The sequence below is a fragment of the Streptomyces toyocaensis genome (assembly GCF_000725125.1).
Taxonomy (GTDB): Bacteria; Actinomycetota; Actinomycetes; order Streptomycetales; family Streptomycetaceae; genus Streptomyces; species Streptomyces toyocaensis.
Genome location: NZ_JFCB01000021.1, coordinates 110,602 through 137,591, shown reverse-complemented (window position 1 = coordinate 137,591; position 26,990 = coordinate 110,602). Strand labels below are relative to the sequence as shown.

The following is a 26,990-nucleotide window of genomic DNA, read 5'->3' as shown; positions in this document are numbered from 1 at the left end:
TCGAGGGAACTCTGCGTGTCGAGAGTCGGTTGCGGATCGCGCTGCCGGTGTACATGGTGGTTGTCGTTCCGTCAGTGGTCATGCCTCGGCCGGGCGTGGCAGTGGATCCCACGGGTGACGAAGCCCGGCCCTCCATGCTTGTCCATCCCGCACGTGACAGGGCCATTGGCGGCGCTTTCACCTCCGTAGTGCCTTCCACCGAGATGGCCCAGCTGCTCGGACACACCCGCGCCGGTCTGCTCGCCGCACTGGCGCAACCGGCCACCGCGCAGTTGGCGGCACGTCACTTCCTCAGCCCCGGCCCCCGAGTGGATCCCGAGGGACACGCACATCGATCTCCGTTCACCTCTGGCTTGGGTAGCGCTGAACGGTCGCCACGCGTTGGGCCGATCGCTTCCCGCTGCGGGCGCACACCACGAGGCGGGCGCGCGGACGAGGACTTGGCGGCCCCAGCACCCTTGGCGTACCTCCAGGTCGGATCTGCAGTCGAGCCGGGCTACTGACTGCCGTCGGAGTGAGCCCGGTCGTGCCGCGAGTACGCGAGCATCAGCAGGCGCGCCGCATCGCGTGCCTGGGTCGCCGGCTGGGAGGTGCCAGTGATCGCTGCTGTGGTGATGGCGCCTTCGGCCAGCAGTACGAGTTGGTCTCCCAGTGTCGCCGGTCGCCCGGTGGCCGTGACAAGGGCGACGAGGTAGTCGCGGAAGGCCTGTTTGTGGCGGCGGGCCTGGGCGACGACTTCAGGTGAGATCCCGCCCAGTTCGCCGAAGGAGTTGATGAAGGCGCACCCGCGGTAGTCCGGTTTCGAGAACCATGTGTGCAGCCACTCGAACACCGCGATGACTTGTTCCTCAGGTGTGGTGTGAGTGTCCACGTGGTGGGCGAGAGCCTGGCGCCACTGACGGTCACGCCTGTTCAGAAACTGCAGCACCAGGGCCTCTTTGGAGGGGAACAACTGGTAGAGGCGCTTGAGCGACAACCCGGAGGCGTCGCGCACCGCGTCCATTCCCACCGCCTGGATGCCCCGACTGTAGAAGAGGTCTTCGGCCGCACTGATTGCCTGGTCCTGGGCCGCCTCACGGTCCGGCATGTCCGCCCCCTTGCATGGAGAACCATCGTTCTCTACTTTAACAGGATGAGGCGAGAACGAGCGTTCTCTCCTGCGGCGCACAGCGTACGCATAACGCCACAGAGCGAGGAGCTGACATGGCCGACGCCACCCGTCCCCCGGTCCCGCCGTTCACCTGGGAGACCGCCACCGAGAAAGTCCGCCTCGCCGAGGATGCGTGGAACTCCCGTGATCCGCAGAAGGTGTCGCAGGGCTACACGATGGACTCGCGCTGGCGCAACCGCTCGGAATTCGCGACCGGACGGGAGGCGATCGTCGCGTTGCTGACCCGCAAATGGAACACCGAACTCGACTACCGGTTGATCAAGGAGCTGTGGGCGTACGACGCCCACCGCATCGCGGTGCGCTTCGCCTACGAGCACCGCGACGACGCCGGCCACTGGTACCGCTCCTACGGCAATGAGAACTGGGAGTTCGACGAGAACGGACTGATGCACACCCGCCACGCCTCCATCAACACCCTTCCGATCGCGGCATCAGAGCGCAGGTACTTCTGGGCGCTGGGCCGTCGCCCCGACGACCACCCCGGCCTCAGCGACCTCGGCTTCTGACCCGCGCTTTCGACGCTCGGCCCCGTCCAGGGGCCGCTCGCGCAGCCACGCAGGAGAACCGCAAGCGGCCCTTCTCCTGCGGTCGTCCGCCCGCTCGTGCCCTGGCCCCGCCTCCCACCGGCCCTGGACCGCTGACACGGCTCCTTGAAGAGTCCGCCGTTCCGGAGTTCTGCTCAGCGTGACTCTGCGTGTCTGGGGGTTCGCACGTCTCCTTGTGGTCCTGGGACCAATGGGCGCCGTGCCGGGCTCCCCCACCGGCAACCTCGCCCTCGAACTCGCCGGACGCCGCGGAGAGGCATCGGTCAGGACCGCCCAGGTCCTGACCGCCTGGCAGCGATACTTCCGCGACGCCGTCGCCGAGGCCGTACTCGGGGGGCACGTCCCGGCAGGAGTCGACCCCGGCACGGCAGCCCTGCGCGCGAAGTCGTAGCGGTTCTCCGGGGCCCTCCGGCCGACGGCGGCGGCGAGCCGGGTGTGGCGGCGATGACGACCTGGTGGTTGGTGTGGTTCGTCCAAGGGGTCGTCGGCTCCGCCGTCAAGGGCTGACTGCGCCCGTGCGGGGCGGCGCGGCCGCGTCGGCCCGTCCAGTCGTAAGGCAGCGGCGGGCAGGCGTTCTTCAGTCCCTTGCGGGTCCCGGCGGGTTTCGGCGGGGCCGATGACGTCGTCGGCCAGGCCGCGTTCGGCCGCGCAGCAGGGTGCATGAGCTTGCTCCTGTGCTGCTTGGCCATGCGGGCGCGCATGGCCCGGGGTCCTCGGCCCCGGTGATCTGGCGGCGGAGGATGACGCGGGCGGCGCGTTCGGCGCCCACGACCGCGATCTCGTCGGCCAGCCTGGCGCGGGTGAGCCCGGCGCCGACGGACTGCGAGTCCATGACGGTGTACGCGCCTGCGCGGGCCTTGCGCAGGATCAACGGGCTCCGCGGCACGGTGGCGCTGCAGTAGGCGTCCAGCAGCTTCTGGGCCCGGGCCCTGGGCAGGCTGTGTGCCCGAGCGCGCGCCGGACGGGTACGCCACGTGGCGCGCCTACTGGGAGTCGATGGGGGTGCCCGCGGAGGATCTGCCGACCGGGGCCGGTGACATACCAAAGTCGATCGTCGATCCGGCGGGGCGCGGACCGCGTATGTGGTTCCAGCAGGTTCCGGGGCCGAAGATCGCCAAGAACCGGTGGCACTTCGACCTGAAGGTCGGTGGCGGCCGTGACGTCCCGCTGGACGTCCGCGCGCGGCGGGTCAGGGCCGCGGTGGACCAGCTGGTCGAGGCCGGTGCCACCGTGCTGAGGATCAAGGACGAGCCGGACATGGGGCTCTACGCCGCCGCCCTGCAGGACCCCGAAGGCAACGAGTTCGACGTCGTCTGAGGGCTGTTGCGATGGTGCTGGTCACAGGTACTCGTTCACGGCTGCGATCAGCACGGTCGCCTCGGAGTGGCTGTCACCGTCGCCGCCTCACCACAGTTGGGTGCCCGGGGCGCCCTTGAACGGCCCACGCACCTCCGCAGTGATCCAGCCGCCGTAGAAGTCCCCCTCCTGCGCCGTGACCTCCTCTCCGTCGACCGTGCAACGGTCCATGCGGCTCGGGTAGAAGGCGAAGAAGCCGGCGAGGGGTGCGTAGCCGGGCTCGGGACGGGGATAGCTCCAGGCGGCTCGGGGCCGCACGTCATGCCCCACGATGACGTCCCAGTACCGTGCCGACCCCTTCCATTCGCACCAGGTCCGGCCGGCGACCGCCGGGAACAGAAGCTCTGTACGGACGTCCCGCGGAGGGATGTAGAACACGGGGGGATGGCTGGTCTCCAGTACCCGGAGGGCCCTGCGTGTCTCGGCCACCACCTGTCCGGCGCACTCCACCCGCACGTCACGGTCGTCCTCCCGCATGACGGGTGGCCGCGGGTAGTCCCAGACCGACTCAGGCGTCCGCGGGGTGGAACGCGGCACGGGCTTTTCCAGCGGGTCCAGATACACCTCGTCCTCATAGCACCAGGCCCATTCCCGGTCGCGTGCCAGGGTGCGCGCCACCGGATGTGCGCTGGAGTCGAAGTGGGCCGTGGCGTGAGCGCCGCGAGAGCTGTCACTGCAGCCCACGTGGCCGCAGGTCAGGCACAGCAGCAGGTCGGCCGGTGCGCGTCCGTGCGCCGCGCAGGACACGCACGTCTCACTCAGCGGGGGTGGGTCCGCCGTCCACGTGTGGGAGCAGGGTTTCCCCGAGGGCCGTCCGCCATCAGGCCGCGGTGTCCATTTCGTCATCGGTGATCACCGGCCTGTGTCGTCGACATCACGCTTCTCGGTCAGTATCGTCCGGGAGGGAACCAGCAGCCAGGCGGTCGCCCCCACGTGGGCGCCCACCCGTATGGGAGGGCGGGCGCACCCGACGACCGATCTGACAGCCGGACCGGACCAGACGTGGCCGGCGGTCGCCGGCGGCGTCGTCCCGCGCACGGTCGGCTGCTGGTACCACCGGCGTCCCCGGGGCGCGCATCCCCACGCGAGGACGAACGGGGGGTGTGGGGTGGGCGCGACGACCCACCGGTGGGCCGGGTGTCGGTGATCAGGTTTCGGGGCCCAGCAGGGCGCGGCGGAGGTTGTCGAGGCGGCAGCGGCGGTGGGAGCGGGAGGACTCCTCCAGGTGCGGGCAGCGGAGGCCAGGTACCACTCGATCGCCTCCACGGTGAGCAGGTGCTTCGTGGCCGGCTTTGCCTTGGCCACCGCGCGGCGGCAGTCGGGACCGACGCGGTCCCACACGAGGCCGGGCCCACTGCCTGGCCGGCAGCCCTGCTGGAGGCCGTGGCTTCCGCCGGACCCCGACGGCCTCCATCACCGTCATGCCCCTGTGGCAGGGCCCGGTCCAGTTCTTCGCCTCGGCGGACGGTGTCGTACGACCCTGAGTGGCCACAGCGACTGCCGGAACCCGGCGAGCCGGCCTCCGACAGCCCGTCGTCCCGTGTCACCCCACCCGTGGATCAGCAGGGACCCCAGGAGTCCCTTGGTGATCGCACCCGTGGCGACGTTGTCCACGTAGTAGGTGCTCGCGGGCTTGTGGCCGGGGCCGGTCACATCGGACTGGGAGTTCGCCGGGAGGTGACCGGGGCGGCGGCACCGAGGCCGGCGCCGGTGGGAGCGTCACCCGGCATGCGGGTTCTCATCTGCGGTCAGCAGCTGTAGCTGCGCTTGCCGTTGATGAGGTAGCGGTCCTCCGCTTCGGTCTTCATCTTGTACGAGGCGGTCCAGCAGCCGTGCGTGCCCTGGCTGATGTAGAGCGGGCCGGCGTACTTGCTGTAGTAGCCGTCGTCGGTGCCGCAGGCGCTGCTGGCGGTGGTGCCCGGACAGGCCTGGAGGAACATGTAGTTGGCGTTGCCCGGTGTCTCGTTCTTGAAGATCACACAGAGCAGCCCGCCGCCCGCGTAGGCGGCCATGCTGCCGTCGTCGCCGTTGACGTCACCGGGGAGGTTGCCGTCGATGTAGACCAGCGTGTTGTAGTTGCCGCCGCACTCCGTGGCCTGGGCCACGGCCTCCTGCGGGTTGGCGGCTGCCCACGCCCTGGTCTCGCCGTCGGCGTCGGCGGCGACCGTCACCTTCGGGGCGAGGGGCTGCCCGGCGGCGGACGCCGGGGTGAGCAGTGCGCCCATGGCGGCCGTGGTGGCGGCCAGCACGCTCAGTATTCGCTTCATGGTCGGTTCCTTTCGTCATACGCATCGATGATGTGAACTGGTGTTCGAAGTAGCCGTCGCGGCGGGACACGGAGCCCCACCGCGAGCCGGTGCCTAGCGGAACGGCGCCTCGCGGATGGCGGTGGCCAGCCGGGGCAGGCGTTCGTCGTGCGGGCCGACCGCGATGTAGAAGAGCGACTCGTCGACCGGCTTGTCGTCGCCGCCCCAGCGGACGACGCCCTGGCAGTCCGCGAGGATGTCCCGTATGGCGGCAACCTGGAGCGGGAACAGCGAGCCCTCCGCACCGGCGCCCTGCCGGATCCGAACGGCCGTGCCCGAGGCCAGGTTGGAGTCCGGGAGGCCACGGCGCAGGCCCTTGGCCGGGCGCCAGCCGGCCAAATCCACCGCGGCGAGTTCCTGCACCTCGTAGTGGAAGCGGCGCACGACGTGCACGAGCACCGTCTCCACGTCGCCGATCCACACCGGTACGCCCAGTCCCGTGCCGGCCACCGGGCGGGTCCACACCTGTGAGTCGAGGTCCGCGTTCGGCTGGATGGTCCAGCCGTTCGCGGAAGTCGCCGGACGCCGGGGCCCGCGCCGTTCGTCGGCCACCGCCGTGGTGGCGGGCAGCACCGAACCGACGGCCGCGGCCCCGCCGATGACGGCGCAGGCCTTGACGACCGTACGCCGTGTCATGTGGTGATCCACGTTTCCTGTCTCCCTATGAGCTGAATCAGCTGTCAGAACACACCGAAGACCACGAAGAACGGCGCGAGGGAAGCGGCGGCACACACGGGCCAGTAGCGGGAGCCCCGTACCGGCGTCCGGCGTCGCAGCCAGGTGTTGGCCAGCCCCCAGGCCAGGCCGAACAGGCAGAACACCGGTGCGGCGATGACCAGCCAGAGCAACATCCCGTCGTCCTCGTTCGGGTCCTGCGTGGTCCAGCCGACCGCCGCCAGCGGCCCGTTGGCCAGGAGGTACCACGCCAGGAACAGGGGAACGACGGCCGGGACCCCGAGCAGCAGGTTCACGGCGACGGGGACGCAGAGCTTCCGCATGCGCTCATTCTTCACGATCGGTCCGGCCTATTGGGCGCGGCTGAGCTTGTTGTAGTTCTCCAGCACGTTGTAGAGCCCGATCAGCTCGCGGCCGTACTTCTCGGCCTTGTCGCCGGTGCCGTTGTAGCGGGCCAGCAGCTTCTGGGTGTCGGCCTGGCCGGTGGTGAGCGACGGGCGGGCGATGCCGAGCTGGTGCGCGTTGTAGATGGTCAGGTAAGCCACCGAGGGGATGTTGTACTCGGGCTCCTGGAGGTTGTCCCACACCGCGCGGGTGTCCGAGCCGGTGAGCGGAGTGCCGTGGATGATGCCCTGGTCCATGCAGTAGTTGCGGGCGGCGATGGTCACCCAGGCGAAGATCTGCCCCCAGCCGGTGCTGCAGTCGTCCTTCAGCCCGGCCTTCACCGCCTCGTCGGCGAGCGCGTCGAGCGGGTTCAGCTTGCGCAGCTCCCACAGCACCGGTGCCTGGATGAGCGCCTTGCGCAGCTTCAGGGCCCTGGCCAGGTTGGTGAACAGCCAGTCGGCGTCCATGATTTTGTTGAACGCCTCTGTCGTGGAGATGACGTCGTACGTCACCCAGTCGTCGTCCACGGTCCAGCCCTCGCCGCCGGTCTCCGGGACGCCGATCGACGTCAGATACGCCTGGACGTCCTTGAGCGCCGCCGCCCGGTACGTGGCCTTGTCGAAGTCGACGTCGAGGTCGGAGTTGACCGGGACCCCGGGGTCGAAGTCGCCCTGTCCGGTGTCCCGGCCGGAGGCGATGTTGTTGTCGATCTCGATGGCGCCGTCCCCGGATCCGACCTTGATGGTGGCGATCTGGTCGAACGCCCAGTTGGTGGGCAGCGGGTAGCCGAGGTTGCCGGAGAACCCGGACGACATGTCGGAGACGAAGCCGGCGGAGGCGTATCCGGCGTCGGAGACACGCTGGCAGACGTTGCGCGGACCGTAGACGCCGACGCCGTAGGCGGAGTTCTCGCCGACGGTGCGGTAGATGCCCCGGAAGTGCTTCAGGACGTACTCGGTGATCTCGCCGTCCTGGGCGTCGTAGTCGACCGCGAAGTAGATGATCGTGCCCGGCTTGAAGCCGTGGATCTGGGCCCATTCGATGGCGTTCGTCGCGTCGATGCAGCCCTGGGGGTAGCTGAAGTAGTCGGCCGAGCGGGACCAGGTCTGGTAGATCGGGAAGCAGCGCAGACCGTACTGCTTGATGGTCGCGAGCTCGCCGGGCTGGATCTGCTTCTCCGGCAGGCTGGTGCTGGACGGGTTGGACAGATAGCGGCCGATGTACTTGTAACCGGCGTCCTTCAGGGCCTGCGCGCGGGCCGGGGTGATCCTGGTGACGCCGTCGCAGGCGGTGCCCTTGCGGGTCTGGTCGCCGTAGGAGACGAGCAGGGACGCCCAGGTCTGGAAGTCGCCGACGCCCGTGACCGGGAGCTTGGCGAACGCCTGGAAGGACTCCACGCCGGCCTTGACGTCACCGGTGAAGTTGCCGAAGGGCACGTTCCGCTTGTTCAGGATCATCGCCGCGGTGAACAGGGAGGCCCAGGTGCCGGTGGTGCCGACCGCGACCGTGTGGTTCTTCAGGCCGGACTGGGTGCCGGGGCCGAAGACGCCGTTGGCGGTGCCGTCTGCCATGCCCAGCTCGTACTGGATCGCGAAGAGCATGGACTTGGCGACGTCGCGGGAGTGATGGCCGTCGCACGGGATCAGGTAGAAGTCCCTGCGGCCCACGTAACGTCTGTTGAGCCACTGCTGGATCGAACGGATCTCCTCGGAGCCGTTGCTGACGGTGACGTAGGCGTCCATGTTGAGCAGGCCTTTGACGACCTTCGGCTCCAGGGAGCTGCCCGCGTAGACGGTGTCGACGCCCATGTTGGCCTTCAGCTTGGCCACCGCGTCCTTGACGCGCCCGTTGTAGACGCCGTCGATCTCACCGCCGTCGTAACCCTTGCAGTACAGGGCCGACTGCAGGACGCGGCAGAAGTTCGCCGACGGCACCGTGGAGTCGTTCAGCTTCGGGTACTTCGACTGGAGCGTGGACAGTGTGGTCGGCCCGAAGGAATCCGAGAGGCTGGTGATACCCATCTCGTACTGCAACGCCCGGGTCAGGGCGTACATGACGGGCCAGCCGGTCCTGCCGTCCTCGGCGAGCTTGGATATCCCCAGCGCCGCGCCGTTGTTGTAGGTCAGATTGATGAATCTCTGTGCCCTGAGCACCATTTCGTCGGCCATGCCGAAGCAACCCCCGTTGATCTACGCGTCCCTGGCAGGCTGGTCAAGCCGGTCACGCGGCGATCACTCTAGGCGGGGCCTCACGGACCAAGGCAAGACCGGCAGGGAAACCTGGCCGAATGGTCATGGCATGACAAAACGCGCGGCTGAGGCGACAGCTGAGTGCCGAACCCAGGTATTTCCCGTGTGACGGATGTGAAACGAGGGACCAGGACGGCAGCGGCGGTCAACATCTGTTGGCCGAATCTCACCCGTCGGACATGACGCCGCCGCCCCGGACAACCGCCCACCCGCCCCGGCGGCCTTCGCCGAGGCGGGACCGTCTCGGGGGCTGCGTCCTGGGCCGGCCGCCGGTTCGCCGCCCACCCGGACGGGCCATCGCCCCGCCTCACACAGTGGCGTGGGCCGGCCACTCGCTACGACAGGACCTGGGAGTCCTACCAAGCCGCCGTCACCGTCGCCCCAGTCCTGCTCCGGATCTGACTTCTGAAAACGATCTTCAGGGTTCAAGCGCCCACGTGCACGTACGAGGCCCACCGGCCGGGGGCGTGGGGCATGTGCGCGCGCAGAGCGCGTACGGCATGGTGGAGGGCTTCCGCCGCCCGCACCGGGCCGGAGTCGGCGGTGCGGGCCATACGGCTGTAGAAGTCCTCTGCCGTCCGCACCGCCAGGGTGTCCTCGACGCTCCACAGCGTCGCGACCACCTGCCGGTAGCCGGTGAACTGAAAGGCGTGGGCGAGCGTGATGGCCTCATCGGGGACACCGGCTCCTCCCATGGCCGTCTCGCAGGCAGACAGGTAGGCGAGCTCCCCAGGCCCTTCGGGCCGGGCGGTGGCCAGCTCGGCCACCGTCAGCAGGCCGTCGTGGAGATGGAGGCCGGCGCGGGACGGAGTCGTCAGGTCCTGACCGCCGTGGCAGGAGAGGTGCGCCCAGGCATGCCCGGCGAGCGCTGTGCGGACGGCGTCGCGGGTGGCACTCGCCCCGTCGAGCAGCCGGTGAAACCGACTGGGGAAGAGCCGTGTCACGGCTTCGGCCTCGCGGCGTACGCCGCGCAGGACGGGCAGCCCGGGCGCTTCGGCGACGGTGACGGTGAGCATTCCGGTTCTCTCCGCACCACGGCCCGCATGCCGGACGCCGGCCGGGGTGGGTGCGCGCACCAGGCTGCGCAGCGTCGGGGTGTACGAACTGATGACACGGTCCAGGACGCTGTCACCGGTGCGGGGCCGGTTCGAGCCCGGTTCCGCGGGACGGCCTGCCGCGTGGAGGGGCAGCAGGGCCAGCGGACCAGTAGGACACCACCACAGCCTCTTCCAGGAACCGTGTGGGGGGACTGGGGTGGTGAGGCGCAGTGTCTCCAGCACGGGTGCGGCGACCGCTTCCCACAGCCACTCCAGGACGTCCAGCAGCGTCTGTTCACGGACCATACGTGCGGCCGTGCCGGCGGAACCGGTGGCGCGGTCGGCCTCGTGGATCGCGGTGAGGAGTCCAACTGTGCGCGTGTGCGCGTCGCGGGCGGTCAGGTGGGGAAGCGGCACCACACGCACGGCGTCGCCCGTCACGATCAGGGCGTCGCAGCGCAGGGTGCTGACGTTGACCACCACCACGGGGCCGGGCAGCGCCGACCGCAGTTCGGACAGACGGGAGCGACGCAGGAAGTTCTCGAAGCCGGGCAGGCCGCGTACCTCTTCGATCAGTTGGTCCCACTCGCGGGCCGGTGCCATACGGCGGTCCACGGCGTCGTGACGCTGCAGCCAGAGGTGATGTGACGGGGTGGCTGGTGCGGGCGTACCGGGGCTGTCGGCAAGGGGAATCGCAGGTGGCGGAAAGACGCCTCCCGTGCTGTCCGACCCGTCCAGTGCGGAGCGGAGCTGGTCCAGGCGGGTCGCCAGCGCGGGTGCCGCGGCGCGCAGGGCATCGAGTGCGGTGTGTTGCTCGAGCAGCTGGGACCACAGCACGGACCTTCCGCTTTCCAGGAGTTCGACGGCTTGTTCCGGTCGGCCCGCGGCCAGCGCGGTCGCAGCGGCGTCCTGGGCCAGACCGGCGCAGTCGGCGAGCAGCCGTTCGCGCTGCACGCGGTGCAGACCCCGCCAGGCAAGCAACGGCAGCAGATCGACGGCCGTGGCCATGCCTTCCACGGCCTCGTCCCCCTTCCGGCCGAGCTGGATCGCCAGCCCGCCCCACGAGGTGGCCGCCGCGATCCGTTCGGCCACCGCAGCAGTGGGCAGCTGGGCCGCTCGTCTCCAGAGGGCAATGGCCTCGGTCGCACTGCCCCGGTCGCCGGTGTGCTGGTGACGTGCGCTCAGCAGCTCGGCCAGTGCGCACAGGTGACTGCCGCGTACGGGTCCGTTGATCGGGTGGAGACGTACCGCTTCCCGCAGGAGGTCCTCCGCCTCCTGGGCGTCACGGGTCGCGCCCGTTTGCTGGTAGCGCCAGCGCAGCGCCGTACCCAGGTTGGCCGAACAGCGTGCCCGCTCGGTGATGCCCTCTGCCGTGTCCAGGGCCGCGCGGTGGGCTGTGATGCCGTCGTTCAGATCAGTCAGGTCGACTGCTCCGTGCGAAAGTGGTTCCCCGGTGCGCCGGTTCAGCCCGTCGTCGTACTGCAGCCGCCAGACCCAGCGGGTGACAAGGGTGTTGCCCAGATTCAGCTGGTATGCCGGGTACATGGGGTGGCTTCGCGGGGTGATGTGCACCGCCTGCCGGCCGACGCGTACGGCCGCGTCGATGTCGGCAGGGTCGGCACGCTGCGTGAACCGCTCCTGGTGGGCGATGCCCAGGGCGTTCAGGTACATGCCTTGATGGGGATCACCCGGGGTGGCGGCCGCCACGGCTTCGGCCGCGGCGGCGACCGCCGTGTCGAGGTCGACGGGGTCGCCGGCGAGCTGGTGACGCAGCAGCGTCAGGGTACTCAGCTGCGCGTGGCACAAGGCGTAGGCAACGTCCTCGGGTGCCAGGGAGCGCAGGGCTGGACGGACCGTGGCGATCGCCTCATCGAGGTCCCCGGCGTCGCCGTCGCGCTCGAACCGCAGGCGCAGGGCCCTGGCATGGTTGTTGAGCAGAAGTCCGCGCGACGGGTGCCGGGCCGGACATCGTCTGAGCGCCTTGCAGCCGGCATCGACTGCCTCGTCCAGATCTTCCGTATCGCCTGTCAGGTATGAGCGTTGTTGCAGCGCGGTGGCCAGCTGGTTCAGACAGGCCGGGTGGTCCGCGCTGAGCGGGGGAGAAATCCGCAGGGCCCTTCGGGTGGTGGCGATGGCCTCGTCGAGGTCCTGAAGGCCACCGGTTCGTTCGTGCCGGCAGCGCAGGGCGGTGGCCAGGTTGATCAGTATGGGTACGGCGTCGGGAGTGCCGCCCACCGGCGGTTCCGACGCGTCGGCGTCCTCCGGGTGCACGGTGGCGGGTGAGGGCAGGCCTGCCTCGGCGAGTGCCGTTCTCCCTGCGTCGACGGACTCGTCGAGCGTGCGCGGATCGCCCTGGTGGCCGTACTGCACGACCAGCGCGCCGGCCAGCGTGCCCAGGCAGGCGGCGCGCGAGAACCCGTCGGCGGCGGCCTTCGTTCCGTTGCGCGCGTGGGTGACGGCCTCGTCGAGGTCGGCCCGGTTCCCCCGGCGTTCGTACCGGTTGCGTAACGCGAGAGCCAGGTTGTTGCAGGCTCCCGCGTAGGACCCGTGCGTCGGACCCGTGATCCCGACGACGTCCCGGCCGACCTGTACGGCTTCGTCGAGGTCGGCCGAGGCTCCGGTGAGAAGATGCCGCTCGAGGAGAAGGGCGCCCAGAGTGACCAGAGCCGCGACGTGTTCCGGCAGGGCCGTTCCGGGGTGTCCGGCAGCGGAGCGAACCGCCTCGATCGCGCCGTCCAGTTCACGGTGGTCACCGGTGATCCTCAGCCGGGTCTGCCGCACTGTGGCGACATGGGCGAGGAACTGTGCGACCGGAGGCAGGTGGGGAGCGGGCTCGGCCGCCATCTGGCGCAGTCGGACCGCCAGTTCGGCCTTCTCCAAGGCGCGGTCGAGGTCGGTTTGCGCAAGTCGGCCACCACCCAGTTCGGCACGGAGCAGGAACAGGGCCGAGGCGATGTGCGCGGCGATCGCCCTCTGCCCCGGTCGCTCCGCCGGTACGCGCGCGTGCACCGCTTCCGCCAGCGCCAACGCCCTTTCCACCGCCGGTACTTCTCGCCGTGTTGTGGCCTGCTCGTATGCAGCCACTGCCTCGGCAATGAGCTGCTGCAGACTCTCACTCAACGGCATTCACCCTATTCCTCCCTGAAGTCGCCTGACCTGTCCGCTGCACACGCGTCGCCCATGTGCCTCAACCCCCTGCCGCGTCGGACGGAGGTTCCTCCCGGCGCGGACGGCAGGCGCACCGTTCCGGCGCCGGCTCGGGGTGCTCGTACCGTGCCTTCATCGCCCTGCCCTGCCGCCAGAACTCCGACAGCGCGGTATTGACCTGGTGCTCCTGGTCCGGGTCACCGGGCAGGGGCAGGCGCAGCGCCGGATAGAGATCGAAGCGATGCAGGTCGAAGCAGACACGCACGGCCTGCCCGTAGGCCAGTGCAGCGTGCACGGCAGCGTGGTACGCCAGCCCGGACACCAGCAGCGGCGCGAGTACGAGCAGCACCCACCAGCCCGTGCGGGCCAGAAGCACGGAGCTGATCACGGCGCACAGGGCTGAGGCGACGCTGACGCGGCAGGCGGCGTCAAGCGCGTCGCGCCGGTCCTCCACCGTCTCCTTGACCACGTCGCCGAGCACCGCGTGCAGGCGGGGCCATGCCATGGGCCCGTCCCACCCGTAGGGGGCACCGCACCGGTCCTCGGCGGCGGCGAGTACGTTGCCGAGTCGAGTCGGGCGCACCAGGTGCGGCTGCTGAGGGAAGCGGGCCCGCAGCGCGCTGTCGGCGAGCCCCGCCACGTGAATGGCCGCCGAACTGGGCGGTGCGTCGCCCGGTAGTTCCGCAGCACGTATCAGGCGCTGCCGGTTTCGCTCCTGTCGCCGCGTACCCCACCGCGTCAGCCCGCCGCACCAGGAGGGCCAGTACCCTTCGAGCAGCCTGACGCACGGTAGCTGGAGCGGGTGGAGCACCAACGCCGCCACGACCGTGCCGAACAGCAGCAGCAGGGCCTCGCCCGCGCCCAGCGTGCCAGCGCGTCGCCATGCGGCGCTCCAGTTCAGGGCGGTTCCCGGCGCCCCTGCCCAGACGAGAAGCAGTACGAACAGCAAGCATGCGCATACCGGTACATGGCCGATGACGAAGAAGCGGCCGCCGAGCGCCGCGGTGGGCGGCCGCCCGACCGCAGTCAGGCTCACTGCGCCATCCGCATTGTTCCGTGGCCGGTCACCGGGCACAGAGGCGGTGCCTCGTCGGCGGCGATCCGGTAGGTGGCCCGTCCGCACTGCCCGCACCGGTAGCAGTACGCCGTGAACCGCGTGGGGGTGCCAGGAAGTGTGCCGTGGTCCCCAGCGCCCAGTCCGCCGCGCAATGGAGGTCCTCCATCACCCTGGCCCGCTTCATCCACTTGCTGCTCGAAGCGGACCCGTGCGGTGGAGCCGACGGGCCGCCCGTCCGGAATGAGGAGGACGCTGTCCAGTGTCGGGTCGGTGGCAAACACGCGCCTCAGCGTCTCGATCAGCTCCGGCAGTCGCACGCTGGAGGCGAACTCCAGCCGTGCTGTGCCCTTTCTGGCGTCTCCGGTCGTGTCCGGCATTCCCGTGTCGTGCACCAGCGCCTCGTACTCGCGCGGTGCCTCCGGCTTCGTCTCCACTCCGTCATCCCTCCCCGTTCGCCAGGCACAGGTGTGAAAACCTGCGCACCCGCTTCCCCGGCCGTGCGGGTGTGGAACGAGTGTAGGAGCCTGCGAGTGCCGGAGCAGCGCCTTGGGCTCGAGCCTGCGGAGCGACAACGGGTGTTCCGGAAACCGTCCGCTTCCTGCCGTCGTCTGCGCGACTAACGCAATCGAGTCGGTGACCGCGCGGATCCGGCGGGCGGTCAACGCCCGTGGACACTTCCCCGACGAGCCGGCCGCCCTACATGGCAACCATGTCCCTCGATCCACCGGCAAGGGCCGGACCGGCTGGGCCATGCGCCGGAGGACCGCACTGAACGCCTTCGGCATCACCTTCGACGGCCGGCTCTCAGCCGCCCGCCAGTAACCCAGCCACCCTGGTCCGCACTGGCAGACCCCCCGTCCCTGTACCGGCGGTACCAACTCCGCCGTGAGGACACCGTTGTGGCGGATCAGGCACTTGTGTCTACGGGGCCTGCGGGGGCATGGGGAAGGCTGTGTCGGTTCCGCACTCGTCGGCGAGGGCGCAGCGTGTCCCGTCTGCTGCCCGGAGGGCCGGTGGACGAGTGAGGGTTTGCCCCGGGCCTGTAGGTGCCGAGGGCGGTGCACCAACGAGCATGGGAGGGTTCGGTCTTGTTCGAGGGCTTCAGGACCAGGCGGGTCCAGGCCGGTGAAGCATCGATTCTCGTTCGCCACGGCGGAGAAGGACCGCCGGTGGTCCTGCTGCACGGCCATCCCCGGACATCCGCGACCTGGCATCGCGTCGCGCCGCTCCTCGTCCGGCGCGGTTTCACCGTGGTCTGTCCCGATCTCCGCGGGTACGGCCGGTCCACCGGCCCGGCGCCCACCACCGACCACGCCGGGTACTCCAAGCGGGCCGTTGCCGGTGACGTGGTCGAGGTGATGCGCTCCCTGGGCCATGCCCGGTTCGCGCTCGCCGGTCACGACCGCGGAGGTGCTGTCGCGCTGCGACTTGCGCTCGATCATCCCGATGTGGTTTCGCGGGTGGTGCTGATCGACTGTCTGCCCCTCTCCGAGCACTTGTCCCGCATCACAGCCGAGTTCGCCACGCAGTGGTGGCACTGGTTCTTCTTCGCCCAGCCGGACGTCCCCGAGCGGGTCATCAACGCCGATCCGGACAGCTGGTACCGGGGCGATCCTCACAGCATGGGGCAGGAGAATTACGACGAGTGGCGTTCAGCCACGAGGAACCCCGACGTGGTGCGGGCGATGCTGGAGGACTACCGGGCCGGCCTCACCGTCGACCGGCGGCACGAGGAGGACGACCGCGCCGCCGGGACACGGATTGAGTGCCCGACGCTGATCCTGTGGTCGCTGCGGGACGACCTCGAAGAGCTGTACGGCGACCCGTTGCAGATCTGGCAGCAGTGGGCACCGGACGTGCGCGGGCACGGGATCGATGCCGGGCACCACGTGGCCGAAGAGGCTCCAGAAGCGCTCACGTCCGCCCTCGCGGGCTTCCTCGCCGGACGGCCCGAGTGACCTTCGGGCCGCCTCCCACAGAACCATGGAGGGATGTGCTCAGGAAGCAGTGACCGATCCCTTGATCAATGGCTCGTTATCGTCTAGCGACTGTCAGTAGCGTGAGCAAAGGATACGCATGTCCGGGCCTCAACCGCGGCCCTGGACGTTCGAGTCCGTGCACCCCACCATCCAAGGGAGAAGCATGCGTACCGAAATCGTTCTGTCCCACGAAGCCCCCGAGCTCGACCTCGACCTGGATCTGCGCGTCTCCGATCTCCCGGAGCAGGCCGAGTCGTTCGGCCAGGGCACCTACACCTCGCCGAGCAGCTACGCGATCGGCACGCGCTGCCCCATCTGTTGCTGACGGACTGAGGCCCCTCGGGGCTCTTCCGAGCGGGGCGGTCCTGGGCCCGCCCCGCTCTTCCGTACGACGGCGAGGAGCACACACGTGGCGGCGGAGTCCGAAGCCCACCAAGCATCTGCAGCATTCGAGGTACTCGAGCCCGTGCTCGTGCGTATGGCGAGCCGTCCGCGCGGCACCGCTCTGGCCAGGGTCGACGCCGCCGAGCCGGTTCCCGGGGCACGGCAGCTCGCCTCCGATCCCCTGCTCGGCCAGGCAGTCCGGGTGGCCAGCGGCTCGCTGGCCCACAGTCTGGACGGTCTGACCAGTGACGAAGGCGCGATCGCACTGGGCCGCAAGCGGACCCTGAGCGCCGCGCGCACCCTGACGCGGTACGCCCGCCGCGCCGGCGCGCGCCCGACGCCGTTCGGCCTGTTCGCGGGTGTCGGTGCCGCCCGGTTCGGTTCCGCGGCCAAAGCGGAGCCGGGAACCGGTGAGGTCGCGGTCCGGCTCGACGGGGCATGGCTGCGCCGCCGGGTACTGGCCTGGCTCGCCGAGCCCTCCGTCCGCCGGCGCGTGGACGTCGTTCTCAATGATCTGTGCTTCCTGCGGGACGGACGGCTGTATCTGCGCACCGGTGGACAGGAGCAGTCGGTGCGCGACAACGCGCTGGTCAGCGCCGTGCGCGAGCGGGCACGGACCCTGGTGCCGTATGCCGATCTGCTCGTCTCGCTGGCTGAGCGCTTCCCGGCACTGGACGCCGAACGGCTCGACCGTCAACTGGCGGGACTCCTGCAGCACGGCTTCCTGCTCACCTCGATCACCCCGCACCGCATCGACGGGGCCCTGCTCGACGGCATCGAGGCGGTCCTGGACGTGGCGCTTCCCGACGACGCGCAGGCGCTGCGGGACATCCGGGGGGCCTGTGCACGGCATCAGGAGGACCCCCCGGGGCTGGGCGGCGACTCCTGGCACCGGCTCCTGGACGAGGTTCGCCGTCTCGACGTCCCCGGCACGGGCAGCGACACGCACGCCCGGCCGCCCCTGCACGTGGATCTGCACATACCAGGCGAGTTCGTGGTACCGGAGGCGGTGGGTCGGGAGGTGTGCCGGTATGCGGCCGCCGTCTGGGCCATCACACCGGAGTGGACGACGCTGGCCTACATGCGGGACTACCGCGAGCGCTTCATCGAGCATTACGGCACCGCCTGCGCCGTACCGTTGGGCGAGTTGGTCGATCCGCACCGCGGACTCGGCCTGCCCCCCGAGTACGGAGCGGAGCCCGCGTACGCACGCAGCGGCCCCGGCGACGAGGCGGACGGCCCCAGGCGCGCGATGATCGGCGAGCTGCTTCAAGAGGCCGTCCTGTCCGGCGGCGACCTGGTGCTGACCGACGACGTCGTACAGCGTCTCGCCGAAGTCGCCTGGCACGATCCCGCAGCCGTGCCGCCGCGCAGCCTCGAACTGTGCTTCCAGGTTCTCTCCGAGAGCACCGCCGCACTGGACCGCGGTGACTTCCGACTGCTCGGCAGCCCGCACATCGGCGCCTGGACGGCCGGCGCCACCGCGGGGCGGTTCGCGGCGGCGGCGGGCCTCACCGGCGAACTCGCCCGGCTGGCCGCCGACACCGCCGTCACCTCCGACGACGCGGTGATCGCGGCGCAGGTCGAGTTGATGCCCCGCGAGCCGCGCGGGCTCAACATCGTGCAGGTGCCCCGGTTGCTGCCCCACCGCATCCCCGTCGGCGTGCCCGACGACCGGGACGACCCCTGCTGCCTGGACTGGCGCTCGCTGCTCGTCGCCGCCGGCTCCGACGGACTGCGGCTGCTGCACCCGGACAGTGGCCGTCCGGTCCGCCCGGTGCTGCCGCACATGCTGGCCCTGGACACACAGGCTCCGCCGGTGGCCCGGTTCCTCATGGATCTCGCGACGGCGCGGCCCCGGGTCTGGTCGGGCTGGGACTGGGCCGGACATGATGCCCTGCCGTATCTGCCGCGCATCCGGTACGGACGGGTGGTGGCGATGCCCAAGCGGTGGCTGCCGGGCCGTCGGCTGCGCGACGCGGCCAGGGCCGAGGGCGCCGCGGCATGGGAGCAGGGCCTCGTCGCCTGGCGCCGGCGCCTTGCCGTACCGGACCGGCTGCAGATCGCGCGCAACGACCAGATGTACCCCATCGACTTGCGCGACCGCTGGGACCGGGACCTGTTGCGCGCCGAACTGACCGCCCCGCATCCCCAGTTCGTCCTCTACGAGGACCTGACGGCCGACGGTGCGGGGCTCGGCTGGAACGGCGGGCACAGCACGGAGATCGTGGTGCCCCTCGCAGGGACGCGGCGGCCCGCCGGGCGTACGGCGCCGGACAGTGCCGAGCGAGCACGGACCGCCCCGCCGATCCGGCGTGCCCCCACTCGCATCCATCTGCCGGGCGAGGACTGGCTGTTCGCCAAGTGGTACGCGGAGCCGTCGGCCCACGAAGCCTTGCTCGCCGAGCATCTTCCCGCCGTGCTCGCGGAGATCGAGGACGAGGTCGACCGCTGGTTCTTCCTGCGGTATCAGGACCCCGAGCCGCATCTGCGCCTGCGGTTCCACGGCGATTCCGGGGCGCTGAACGGCCGGGTGCTGCCAGCGATCAGCCGTGTGTCACGAGCCCTCGTCGAGAACGGGGCCCTGCGCACGATGACCCTCGACACCTACCGGCCCGAGACCGACCGGTACGGAGGCGAGGCCCTGCAGGAGGCCGCCGAGCGCTTGTTCCGCACGGACAGCCTGTCGGCGCTCGTGCAGTTGCGCGCTCTGCGGGGCGCTGCGCGGGCGCTCCCCGCCGACGTGCTCGCCGGGCTCGGGCACGCGGTGCTCCTGGAGTCCCTCGGGGACTGGGACTGGTGCGGCTGGGTCGACCACATGTTCACCAAGACCGCGGAGCACCAGGTCTACCAGCGGCACCGCGTTGTCGCCGACCGGCTGATCAGGCCGGGGAGCGCGGTGGCGTCGGCTGCGGAAGCACTCGGGGCGCCGTCGCTCAGCGCGTTGTGGTCCGAGTCGCCCGAGCCGCGCGCGTACGGGCGGCTGATCCTGTCCGCTCCGGAGGCCGACCGCGACGAGGCCCTGCTGTCGCTGCTGCACATGCGGCACAACCGTCTGTTCGGCATCGACCGGTCGGCCGAGGCACGCGGGTACGCGGTTCTGCGGGGCGCGGTGCGCACTCACACCGGTCGACGCCGGCATGAGAGCAGGAGCGGACGATGAGCGGCACCACCAGGGGCGGGATGCGGGAGCACACCATGACCGAGACCACCGGCGGCGGGACGCGGGAGCGCCCGGCCGGCCACTCGGCCCAGAACCTCCGGGAGCGTGCCGGCGCCGTCTCCGCCGACATCCTGGACCGGCTCGCCGACCCCACCGCCACGATGGCGGCCACGCTTATCCCGGCCGAGGCCGCGGACGACGGGGCCGCCGAGCCGATCTGGGCCGAACTCACCCTCGGCAGTGGCAGCCCCGGGCTCGCCCTCGCGTACGCGGGAGCCGCCCGGGACGCGGCACGGCAGGTGCCGCGCGCCCATGCGTATCTCACGGCGGGAACCCGCGCCGTATCAGGCCGGCCCGGCGCCGCGGGCGGGATCTTCAAGGGGCCTGGGGCCCTGGCGTTCGCTGTGCTGCTCGCTCACCGCACCACCGGCGGTTACCTCTCCGCGCTCCGGCGTTTCGACGCCTACCAGCGCGATCTGGTACGGACCGTCCTGCCTCCCGTCGACGACCGGCCGCTGCCCACCATCGGGCGCTACGAGGTGGTCCGTGGTCTGACCGGAGTCGGCCGTTACCTGCTGGCCCGGTCGGAGAGCTGCGAGGAGCCGCTGACGGCGGTCCTCGACTACCTCGTGCGCCTGTCGCTGGGCGCTGTGGAGCACCAAGGCGCACAAGTGCCGCGCTGGTGGGCGCTGGACGCGCCCCGGACCGGCTCCGAGGCGGCGTTCCCCGGCGGTCACCTCAACCTGGGCCTGTCGCACGGCGTCGCCGGGCCGCTCGCCCTGATGGCCCTGGCATGGGAACAGGGCGTGCGGGTGCCGGGACAGCAGGAAGCCATGGAGGCGACGGCCGACCTGCTGCGGACCTGGGCGGTGGCGGACCGGTACGGCCTGTTCTGGCCCGGCTACCTCTCCTTCGCCCAGTGGCAACGGGGGCCTGCCGCCTATGACGGAAACGCCAAGTGGCCCGCCTGGTGTTACGGGGCTCCCGGCGTTTCCCGCGCCCTGCAACTGGCCGGGCGGGCTCTTGGCCGGACGGATTTCTCGGACCTCGCGCGCGCCTCGGTGGACCGGCTGCTCGTCCTCCCCCGGTCCGCCTGGGGTATCCATGACCATGCCCTGTGCCACGGCTGGGCCGGGGCCCTGCACCAGCTCGGCCGGCTCAACGAAGAATGGCAGGACGTCCGGCTGGCCGAGCTGCAGGACGGCATAGCGACCGAACTCGTCTCCGCCTTCGACCCGGCACTGCCTTTCGGACTGCGGTTCACCATGACGAAGGTACCGTTCGGCTCCGATGTCTCCGGCTACCTCGACGGCGCCGCCGGCGCCGCCCTCGCCCTGGACTCCTACGCGGTGGACGGCACACCGGCCGACTGGGACATGCCCCTGCTGCTGGCCTAGGGTGTGTCCGGCCGATCACGTGGCTGATCCTGTACCGATCTGGTCCGGGAGGTCGGGAGGGACGAGGAAGCGCCGCGCCGGAGGATTCTTGGCGCGCCGGCCCTGGTAGAACAGTGACCGGTGGGTATCCAGGAGCGCGAGCGCAAGATGTACCGGCCGCTGCGGCGAGCCGGCCTCGAAGTGATCCCGGACGCCGTGCCGGACGGCACGATGCCGTTCGTCTTCGGATACGGTCGCGAGGACATCGTCGGCCGCTTCTCCCACCGGTACGAAACCCCACGGCTCGTCGAGCGTCTCAACGAGGACTGGTACGACCTGGCGGTTTCCTGCGGCCTTCTCGACCACCGGCGCGAGTTCCTCGTCCTGCTTCCCCACGGCACGCACACGCACCAGGCCGCCCTGCAGAAGCGGCGCCAGCCCTATGGCCGCCGTGCCGTACCGGAAGCCTGGACCCGGGTCCGGCTCCTGGACCGCTGGGACATCATGGGCCGGGGTGCGGCATCGGCGTTCCTTGGCGTACGTGCGGGCCACCCGGGCTTCGGCATGATGGCGCTCGACAGCAGCGTGTACATCAGCTGCTCGACCGGCGAGGTCGGTGTCGACGTGGTCGCGGTGCGCCACCCGGCCCGCTCTGAGAACGTCCTGCAGGAGCTGGAATGGTACGCACATTGGGACTACCCCCGCGCCGACAAGGAGTTGCAGAAGCGGATCGCCGTCTGGCTCGCGTGCCGCGCATAGGGGACCGTCAGCCGTTTCGACCGATGACCACGTCTCCCGGCGGCGAGGTCGGCAGGTTCGGCCAGTTCTGCCGGTCAGCAACGGTCGTTGTGGCCGGTGGCGGGATCACCGGCAGGTGATCAACGGGATTCTGCACCGGGTGCGGACCGGGGCGCAGTGGCGTGACCTGCCCGAACGGTTCGGGCCGTGGAAGACGGTCCCTGAACGCCACCGCCGGTGGTCGGGCGAGGGCATCTGGCAGCAGCTGCTCCAGCAGGTCCAGGCCGCGGCCGACGCGGCGGGTGAGATCGACTGGGACATGTCGGTGGACTCCACCATCGTGCGCGCGCACCAGCATGCGGCCGGCGCCCGCACCGATCCGCCTCCGGAACCTTCCGCAAGGGGGGCCGACGAGGGGGAACACCAGGACGAGACACCGTGGCTCGTCGGCCGCCTGGTGGAGGTAGTGCTGGAGGTGAGGGCCTGGGCCGCTCACGCGTCGGGTTCACCGGCAAGCTCCACCTGAGCGCGGACGGACGCTGCCGTCCGCTGTCCCTGATCGTCACTCCAGGTCACCGGGCCGATTGCACCCAGTTCATCGCCGTGCTGGAGAAGATCCACGTCCCCAGACGCGGCGCAGGCAGGCCACGTGTGAAGCCGGCCGGTCTCGCTGCCGACAAGGCATACAGCAACGGCCCCGTCCGCAAGTACCTGCGACGGCGGGGCATCCGCCACACGGTTCCGGAGAGGAGTGACAGCCAGGCTTTCCGCCTGCGCGAGGGCTCACGCGGCGGACGGCCACCCGGTTTCGACGTGGCAGCCCTTGTTGTCTGGCTCCGAATGTGAGCAGTCGGGCAGATTCCTAGTGGTGGTCGAGCCAGCGGCGTGCCGCGACGCTCAGCGGCGGCTCGTCCGGCTCGCCCATGTCGTCCATCGTGCCGTCCGTCAGCGCCTCGGCCCACCGGCGGAGAACCTGCGAACGATGCGGCGCCTTCAGCACGGAGGTGCTGATCGCGTGCTCCCACGTCGTTGCGAAGCACAGCACGTTCCCGTCGAGCGAGACCATGCGGAACTCGGGGCGGCAGGGTGCGCTGCCGAGCAGTCCGGCAGCACCTCTGCCCATGACGTCCCACTCGTTCTGCAGCTCGACGCAGTACCACCGGGCGAGGCGGTTCTCGTCGGGCTGGAGCGCGAGCAGGAACCTGCGGTCGGTCTCGGAGAAGAGGCCTCCTTCGACCGACAGCCGGTACCAGTCGGCGTTCGCTTTCTCGTGCAGCTTCGGCTCGAGGACGTCCAGCGTGGCCTCGACGCGCCCTTCCTCGGGAGGGCAGCTCGGTGCCTGGCCGGTGACGATGGGGGGAACGAGCCCTTCGGGCTCGGTCCACCCGTCCACGATCCGCAGGCCCGCCGCGGCGAGAGACTTCATGCACCCCATCATGTAGTCTCCGCTGGTCAGCATGCGGGGCAGAGCAGTGCTTGGGTTCGCACGTGGCCGTTGCCGCCCGTTACGGCAGACGCGGCCATGCGTTCCTCAGTACCACCATCGCGGCGATTGGCATCGTCCCGCTCCGCACATGATCGGCCGGACAAGTCCTAGCCGTGGGCCTTGTCCGAGAGGCTGTCCGGCTCGTCGCGGAGCGCCTGCCCGTCCCGAGTCGCGTTCCCTGGCGGCGGATCCGGTCCGGACCCGGTGAAGAATCCCGTCGGTCACCTGCCGGTGATCTCGCCACCTCTGCAACGCCTGGTGCTGACGGGCAGGAGCGGTGGCAGGCGTTCTCACTCGGCCTCACTCGGATCGCCCCGCCTCGTGCCTCCGTCAACGAGCCCGGCACGGAGCAGTCACCTGCTAGCCCGGACAGCTCCTGGACGGTCAATTCCAAGGAATGCCTGCCGAGGGTGCGGACTGGGCGGCGGCCGAGGCCACCGCGAGACAGTCAGGCGGCAGGGTCGACTTCGGGGTGCGTGAACCGCACGGGCTTGCCCAGCGACCGGGCGTGGGCGATTTCGGCTCGGGTGCTGTCCCCGATGTAGTCGCCGACTACGAGCACCTCATCAGCGAGGCGGATCTTCGCCCGGTGCAGATCGTCGAGTCGTGCCTTCAGCGCCTCGGCCTCGACAGGATCGGACCGAAGTTCGTGCGGCGACTTCATGTCACAGCCCGGTTTGACGACGATGTTCCCGGCTTTGGTCTCCCGCAGGTCGGCCTCGTTCATCTCGGTCATGAAGCGGGTGGAGCCGCAGATCACGACGATACGCGGGAGGCTCAACAGCTTCTTCGCATCGGCGAGCTTCTCCTCGGGGGTGAGCGGTAGCGGGTCTGACACCGGTTCCTCCTGGTGGTGTGGCCCAAGGGGTGCCTGCGGAGACGAGAACGAGGGTGCCCGAGATCGTTGTGCGACGAACGATGTGGACGCCCTCGCGACAGCACTCTATGCGGCGACCGACGACATGCGATGCCGGACCAAGGTGCAGGCGAGGGCGTCGTCATCGCTCACCTGACGTCCGGGGGAGGCCGACCATGATGCGCGTGATGACATCGTTCTGATCCTTACCGTCGGCCTCGGGGGCCACTGGTGACACACCGAGCGTCGCCGAACCCGCCCGCGCGAATACTCTGAGTGACGGTTCCGGTCCGACCACATGGCATGTGTGACATAGTCGCTTTCAGGGGCCTTTTATCCGGGAGGAAGTGCGTCATGTCCGTCGAGTGGGAGCCCGTCCGGCAGTCCCGCACCCATGAACTCGTGCTGGAGACCATCGAGGCGCGGGTGCTGGCAGGCGAGCTCAAGGCCGGTGACCGGCTGCCGCCCGAACGGGAGTTGGCGCCCGTGCTCGGGGTCAGCAGGTCCGCTCTGCGTGAGGCGCTGCGCGTGCTGGAGACGATCGGCGTGCTGGTCGCCCAGTCCGGCCGGGGACCGGACGCCGGGGCGCGGATCGTGCGGCACCCCGACGACGCGCTCGGCAGACTGCTGCGGCTGCACTTCGCGCTGGGCAGCTACAGCCTCGAGGACGTGCTGGAGGCTCGGGTCACGTTGGAACGTTCCAGCTTCCAGGCCGCGGCCGGGCACGCCTCGCCGGAGGACATCGAGGAGGCGGAGACCTTGCTGTGGCGTATGCGGGCCCCCGGCGTGGAGGTCGCGGAGTTCAACGACCTCGACACCCGTTTCCACGTCCTGATCGCCCGCAGCTCCGGCAACCGGCTGACGTCCACCCTGACCTCGGCGGTGCGCGAGTCCGTGCGGCCGCTGATCCTGCGTGCCCTGGAGGCGGTCGAGGACTGGCCGGCCGCGTCGGGCTCCCTGAACGACGAACACGCCGAACTTCTGCGTCTGGTACGGGAGGGCGAGGGCACGGCGGCGGCCGATCTGGTCGAGAGGCACATCCGCGGCTTCCACGGCACCCTGGTCGACGACCAGCAGCCGGGGTCCGCCGGGCAGTAGTCGCGGTGGCGAGGGCCGACGGCCACGGTGCGTCGAGCGGGGGTGGAACCGGGCGAGCGGCCCGGTACCACCCCCGCGCGCGGTTTTCGGGTGTCCGCCCCTACGGCAGCATCCAGGACAGGACGGGCAGCGACTGCAGGTAGACCAGCAGTCCCAACGCCGCCAGCATCACGACGCTGTACCCGACGACCTTGCGCAGCAGGATCCGCTCGGAGCCCGGCTCTCCCACCGCGGTCGCCGCGATGGTCAGGTTCTGCGGGCTGACCAGCTTGCCGACCACGCCGCCCGAGGTGTTCGCGGCCACCAGCAGGGTGGGGTCGATGCCCGCGCTCTTGCCCGCGGTCTGCTGGAGCGTGGCGAACAGGGCATTGGCGGAGGTGTCCGAGCCGGTCACGGCGGTGCCGAGCCAACCGAGGGCGGGGGAAAGCAGGGCGAAGATCCCGCCGACCGCGGCGAGCCAGGTGCCGATGGCGACGGTCTGGCCGGACTGGTTCATGACGTAGCTCAGCGCGAGCACGGTGGCGACCGTGGCTATGGCCGTACGCATGTTCTTCAGGGTCCGGCCCGCGGCGAGCAGGCCGGTGCGGGCGGACATCGGGAACCGGTCGCCGTCGCTCATGAGGCTGTACACGAGCGTCACCAGCAGGCCGGAGACGATCAGCAGGGTGCCGGGATTGCCGAGGATCTCCAGCTTGTAGACCGCACTGGCGGAAGGGGAGCCGTCGCCGGCCACCAGGTTGCCGTACAGGCCGGGCCACTGGAGTTCGATCTTGAACCGGCCGAGCAGCGCGGGGACGTCGAGTCCGCCGGCCTTGAGCTTGGCCAGCGCGAAGACCGCGATCACCAGGACGTACGGCAGGACGGCCAGGCCGACCCGGCGCGGGGTCAGCGGCTCTGCCTCGACCTGGGAGCGCTGGTCGTCGGGGGTCTTCGGCGCCCAGAACCGCAGCATGATCACCGCGGCCGCGAAGCCGGCCAGCGCGGAGACCACGTCGGTGAGTTCGTACGCGAAGTGGGACGCGCACCAGAACTGGGCCACGGCGAAGACGAGTCCGGTGACCAGGGCGATGGGCCACAGCTGCCGGATGCCGCGGGTGCCGTCGACGAGGAAGAGCAGCAGCATCGGGACGAAGAGCGCGAGCAGCGGTGTCTGCCGGCCGACGACGGCGGCGATCTCCTCGGGCGCGATGCCGGTGAGGTTGCCGGCCGTGGTGATCGGGATGGCCATGGCGCCGAAGGCGACGGGTGCCGTGTTGGCGACCAGGACCGTCACGGCCGCCTTGAGCTTCGGCAGGCCGATCGCCATGAGCATCGCGGCGGTGATGGCGACGGGGGCGCCGAATCCGGCGAGTGCCTCCAGGAGGCCGCCGAAGCAGAAGGCGATGAGCATCGCCTGGATGCGCAGGTCGCCGCGGCCGACGGCGCTGAACGAGCGGCGCAGGTCTTCGAACCGGTTGCTGACGACGGTGAGTTCGTAGAACCAGATGGCGGCGACGACGATCAGCATCACCGGGAACAGGCCGAAGACCAGGCCCTGGGTGGCGGACAGGACGCTGAGCCCGACCGGCATCCCGTAGCCGAGCACCGCGATCGACAGGGCGGTGATCAGGGCTCCGAGCGCCGACTGGAGCGCCGGGCGCCTGGCCGCCATCAGCAGCAGGAAGAAGACCGCGAGGGGCACAAGACCGAGCAGGGCGGTGGCGGTGAGACTGTCCCCGACGGCGGTCACGTCAGGGGTGTAGGCCGCGAGGACGGCCGGTTGCGCTGTGATCACGTACGTGCTCCTCCTTGAGTACCGCGGTCGCGGGGCCGTTACCGCCGGTGTCCGTGTTCCGGGCGGCCGTGCGCGTGCCCCGCCGGTGTCCCGTTCCGTCAGGCCCGTGCGTGCCCCTGCCGCTGCTGAAGCGGGCATCAGTAGGACACCGATGACCTCACATGTCAATAAGGTCGGACCGAACTGTGGCAGACAGAAGGGTCGGTGCC

The 26,990-nt window shown here is 70.3% G+C and carries 22 protein-coding genes and 3 pseudogenes; 12 read left to right on the top strand and 13 right to left on the bottom strand.

Annotated elements, in window-relative coordinates; all coding sequences use genetic code 11:
* Positions 1-496 precede the first annotated feature (496 nt).
* Entirely contained in the window at positions 497-1,087 is a 591-nt protein-coding gene (locus tag BU52_RS21975) for a TetR/AcrR family transcriptional regulator (RefSeq protein WP_037937057.1), read from the bottom strand.
* Between the two features lie 116 nt (positions 1,088-1,203).
* On the opposite strand from BU52_RS21975, the gene BU52_RS21970 reads away from it, so the two are divergent.
* Both BU52_RS21970 and BU52_RS36455 read left to right on the top strand, forming a co-directional pair.
* Positions 1,204-1,677, top strand: a complete 474-nt coding sequence (locus BU52_RS21970; protein WP_037937055.1) for a nuclear transport factor 2 family protein — start codon at positions 1,204-1,206, stop codon at positions 1,675-1,677.
* A 238-nt stretch (positions 1,678-1,915) separates the two neighbouring features.
* Entirely contained in the window at positions 1,916-2,107 is a 192-nt protein-coding gene (locus BU52_RS36455) for a TetR family transcriptional regulator C-terminal domain-containing protein (protein WP_235216395.1), read from the top strand.
* A gap of 206 nt (positions 2,108-2,313) precedes the next feature.
* On the opposite strand, the pseudogene BU52_RS36450 reads toward BU52_RS36455, so the two are convergent.
* A pseudogene (locus tag BU52_RS36450) lies at positions 2,314-2,632 on the bottom strand (carboxyl transferase domain-containing protein); the annotation flags it as partial.
* A gap of 14 nt (positions 2,633-2,646) precedes the next feature.
* Here BU52_RS36450 and BU52_RS21955 point away from each other — a divergent pair.
* Positions 2,647-3,033 (top strand): annotated as a pseudogene (locus BU52_RS21955) (VOC family protein); the annotation flags it as partial.
* Positions 3,034-3,120: 87 nt separating this feature from the next.
* Here the strand turns inward: BU52_RS21955 and BU52_RS37175 are convergent.
* The 8 genes from BU52_RS37175 to BU52_RS21915 all read right to left on the bottom strand — a co-directional run bounded on the left by BU52_RS37175 (position 3,121) and on the right by BU52_RS21915 (position 14,361).
* Entirely contained in the window at positions 3,121-3,819 is a 699-nt protein-coding gene (locus tag BU52_RS37175) for a DUF427 domain-containing protein (RefSeq protein WP_407702057.1), read from the bottom strand.
* Between the two features lie 1,001 nt (positions 3,820-4,820).
* Positions 4,821-5,339, bottom strand: a complete 519-nt coding sequence (locus BU52_RS21945) for a hypothetical protein (protein ID WP_037937052.1) — start codon at positions 5,337-5,339, stop codon at positions 4,821-4,823.
* A 93-nt stretch (positions 5,340-5,432) separates the two neighbouring features.
* Positions 5,433-6,014: a twin-arginine translocation signal domain-containing protein gene (locus tag BU52_RS21940; protein ID WP_037937050.1), complete on the bottom strand. Its 582-nt coding sequence runs from the start codon at positions 6,012-6,014 to the stop codon at positions 5,433-5,435.
* 44 nt (positions 6,015-6,058) lie between these two features.
* On the bottom strand, positions 6,059-6,376 hold the full coding sequence (locus BU52_RS21935) for a hypothetical protein (RefSeq protein ID WP_037937047.1): 318 nt from the start codon (positions 6,374-6,376) through the stop codon (positions 6,059-6,061).
* Between the two features lie 27 nt (positions 6,377-6,403).
* Positions 6,404-8,605 carry a glycoside hydrolase domain-containing protein gene (locus BU52_RS21930; RefSeq protein ID WP_037937041.1) on the bottom strand — a complete coding sequence of 734 codons (2,202 nt, stop codon included), beginning with the start codon at positions 8,603-8,605 and terminating at the stop codon, positions 6,404-6,406.
* Positions 8,606-9,111: 506 nt separating this feature from the next.
* The gene (locus BU52_RS21925) at positions 9,112-12,762 is read right to left on the bottom strand and encodes a CHAT domain-containing protein (RefSeq protein ID WP_167343531.1); all 3,651 of its coding nucleotides are present in this window, start codon (positions 12,760-12,762) and stop codon (positions 9,112-9,114) included.
* A 148-nt stretch (positions 12,763-12,910) separates the two neighbouring features.
* A complete protein-coding gene (locus BU52_RS21920; RefSeq protein WP_037937038.1) occupies positions 12,911-13,906 on the bottom strand; it encodes a hypothetical protein in 996 nt (331 codons plus the stop codon).
* On the bottom strand, positions 13,903-14,361 hold the full coding sequence (locus BU52_RS21915) for a hypothetical protein (protein WP_037937036.1): 459 nt from the start codon (positions 14,359-14,361) through the stop codon (positions 13,903-13,905). Before BU52_RS21915 ends, BU52_RS21920 begins: the two co-directional genes overlap by 4 nt.
* Positions 14,362-14,530: 169 nt before the next feature.
* Here BU52_RS21915 and BU52_RS21910 point away from each other — a divergent pair.
* The 8 genes and pseudogenes from BU52_RS21910 to BU52_RS33890 form a co-directional block, all read left to right on the top strand.
* Positions 14,531-14,749: pseudogene (locus tag BU52_RS21910) on the top strand (transposase); the annotation flags it as partial.
* Positions 14,750-15,015: 266 nt separating this feature from the next.
* Positions 15,016-15,885: an alpha/beta fold hydrolase gene (locus tag BU52_RS21905; RefSeq protein ID WP_037937033.1), complete on the top strand. Its 870-nt coding sequence runs from the start codon at positions 15,016-15,018 to the stop codon at positions 15,883-15,885.
* Between the two features lie 184 nt (positions 15,886-16,069).
* Complete coding sequence (lanA, locus tag BU52_RS21900) at positions 16,070-16,231, top strand: SCO0268 family class II lanthipeptide (RefSeq protein ID WP_004936805.1); 162 nt, start codon at positions 16,070-16,072, stop codon at positions 16,229-16,231.
* 84 nt (positions 16,232-16,315) lie between these two features.
* On the top strand, positions 16,316-19,453 hold the full coding sequence (locus BU52_RS21895) for a lantibiotic dehydratase (RefSeq protein ID WP_037937031.1): 3,138 nt from the start codon (positions 16,316-16,318) through the stop codon (positions 19,451-19,453).
* Positions 19,450-20,850 (top strand): lanthionine synthetase C family protein, encoded by a 1,401-nt coding sequence (locus tag BU52_RS21890; RefSeq protein ID WP_037937028.1) that lies wholly within the window; start codon positions 19,450-19,452, stop codon positions 20,848-20,850. Before BU52_RS21895 ends, BU52_RS21890 begins: the two co-directional genes overlap by 4 nt.
* A gap of 120 nt (positions 20,851-20,970) precedes the next feature.
* Positions 20,971-21,588 (top strand): hypothetical protein, encoded by a 618-nt coding sequence (locus BU52_RS21885; RefSeq protein WP_235216392.1) that lies wholly within the window; start codon positions 20,971-20,973, stop codon positions 21,586-21,588.
* Positions 21,482-22,093, top strand: coding sequence for an IS5 family transposase (locus BU52_RS36845; protein WP_268747621.1), 612 nt, complete (start codon positions 21,482-21,484; stop codon positions 22,091-22,093). The genes BU52_RS21885 and BU52_RS36845 overlap by 107 nt, the downstream gene beginning before the upstream one ends.
* Entirely contained in the window at positions 22,006-22,413 is a 408-nt protein-coding gene (locus BU52_RS33890; protein WP_078903378.1) for a transposase, read from the top strand. Before BU52_RS36845 ends, BU52_RS33890 begins: the two co-directional genes overlap by 88 nt.
* A gap of 16 nt (positions 22,414-22,429) precedes the next feature.
* On the opposite strand, the gene BU52_RS21875 is transcribed toward BU52_RS33890, so the two are convergent.
* Together BU52_RS21875 and BU52_RS21870 are read right to left on the bottom strand one after the other, a co-directional pair.
* A complete protein-coding gene (locus tag BU52_RS21875) occupies positions 22,430-22,993 on the bottom strand; it encodes a hypothetical protein (protein WP_078903377.1) in 564 nt (187 codons plus the stop codon).
* 508 nt (positions 22,994-23,501) lie between these two features.
* Positions 23,502-23,891, bottom strand: a complete 390-nt coding sequence (locus tag BU52_RS21870; protein WP_037937024.1) for a hypothetical protein — start codon at positions 23,889-23,891, stop codon at positions 23,502-23,504.
* Between the two features lie 372 nt (positions 23,892-24,263).
* Between BU52_RS21870 and BU52_RS21865 the strand changes: the two genes are divergently transcribed.
* Positions 24,264-25,007, top strand: a complete 744-nt coding sequence (locus BU52_RS21865) for a FadR/GntR family transcriptional regulator (RefSeq protein WP_037937022.1) — start codon at positions 24,264-24,266, stop codon at positions 25,005-25,007.
* A 100-nt stretch (positions 25,008-25,107) separates the two neighbouring features.
* Here BU52_RS21865 and BU52_RS21860 read toward each other — a convergent pair whose 3' ends face one another.
* A complete protein-coding gene (locus BU52_RS21860; protein WP_037937019.1) occupies positions 25,108-26,781 on the bottom strand; it encodes an L-lactate permease in 1,674 nt (557 codons plus the stop codon).
* Positions 26,782-26,990 lie beyond the last annotated feature (209 nt).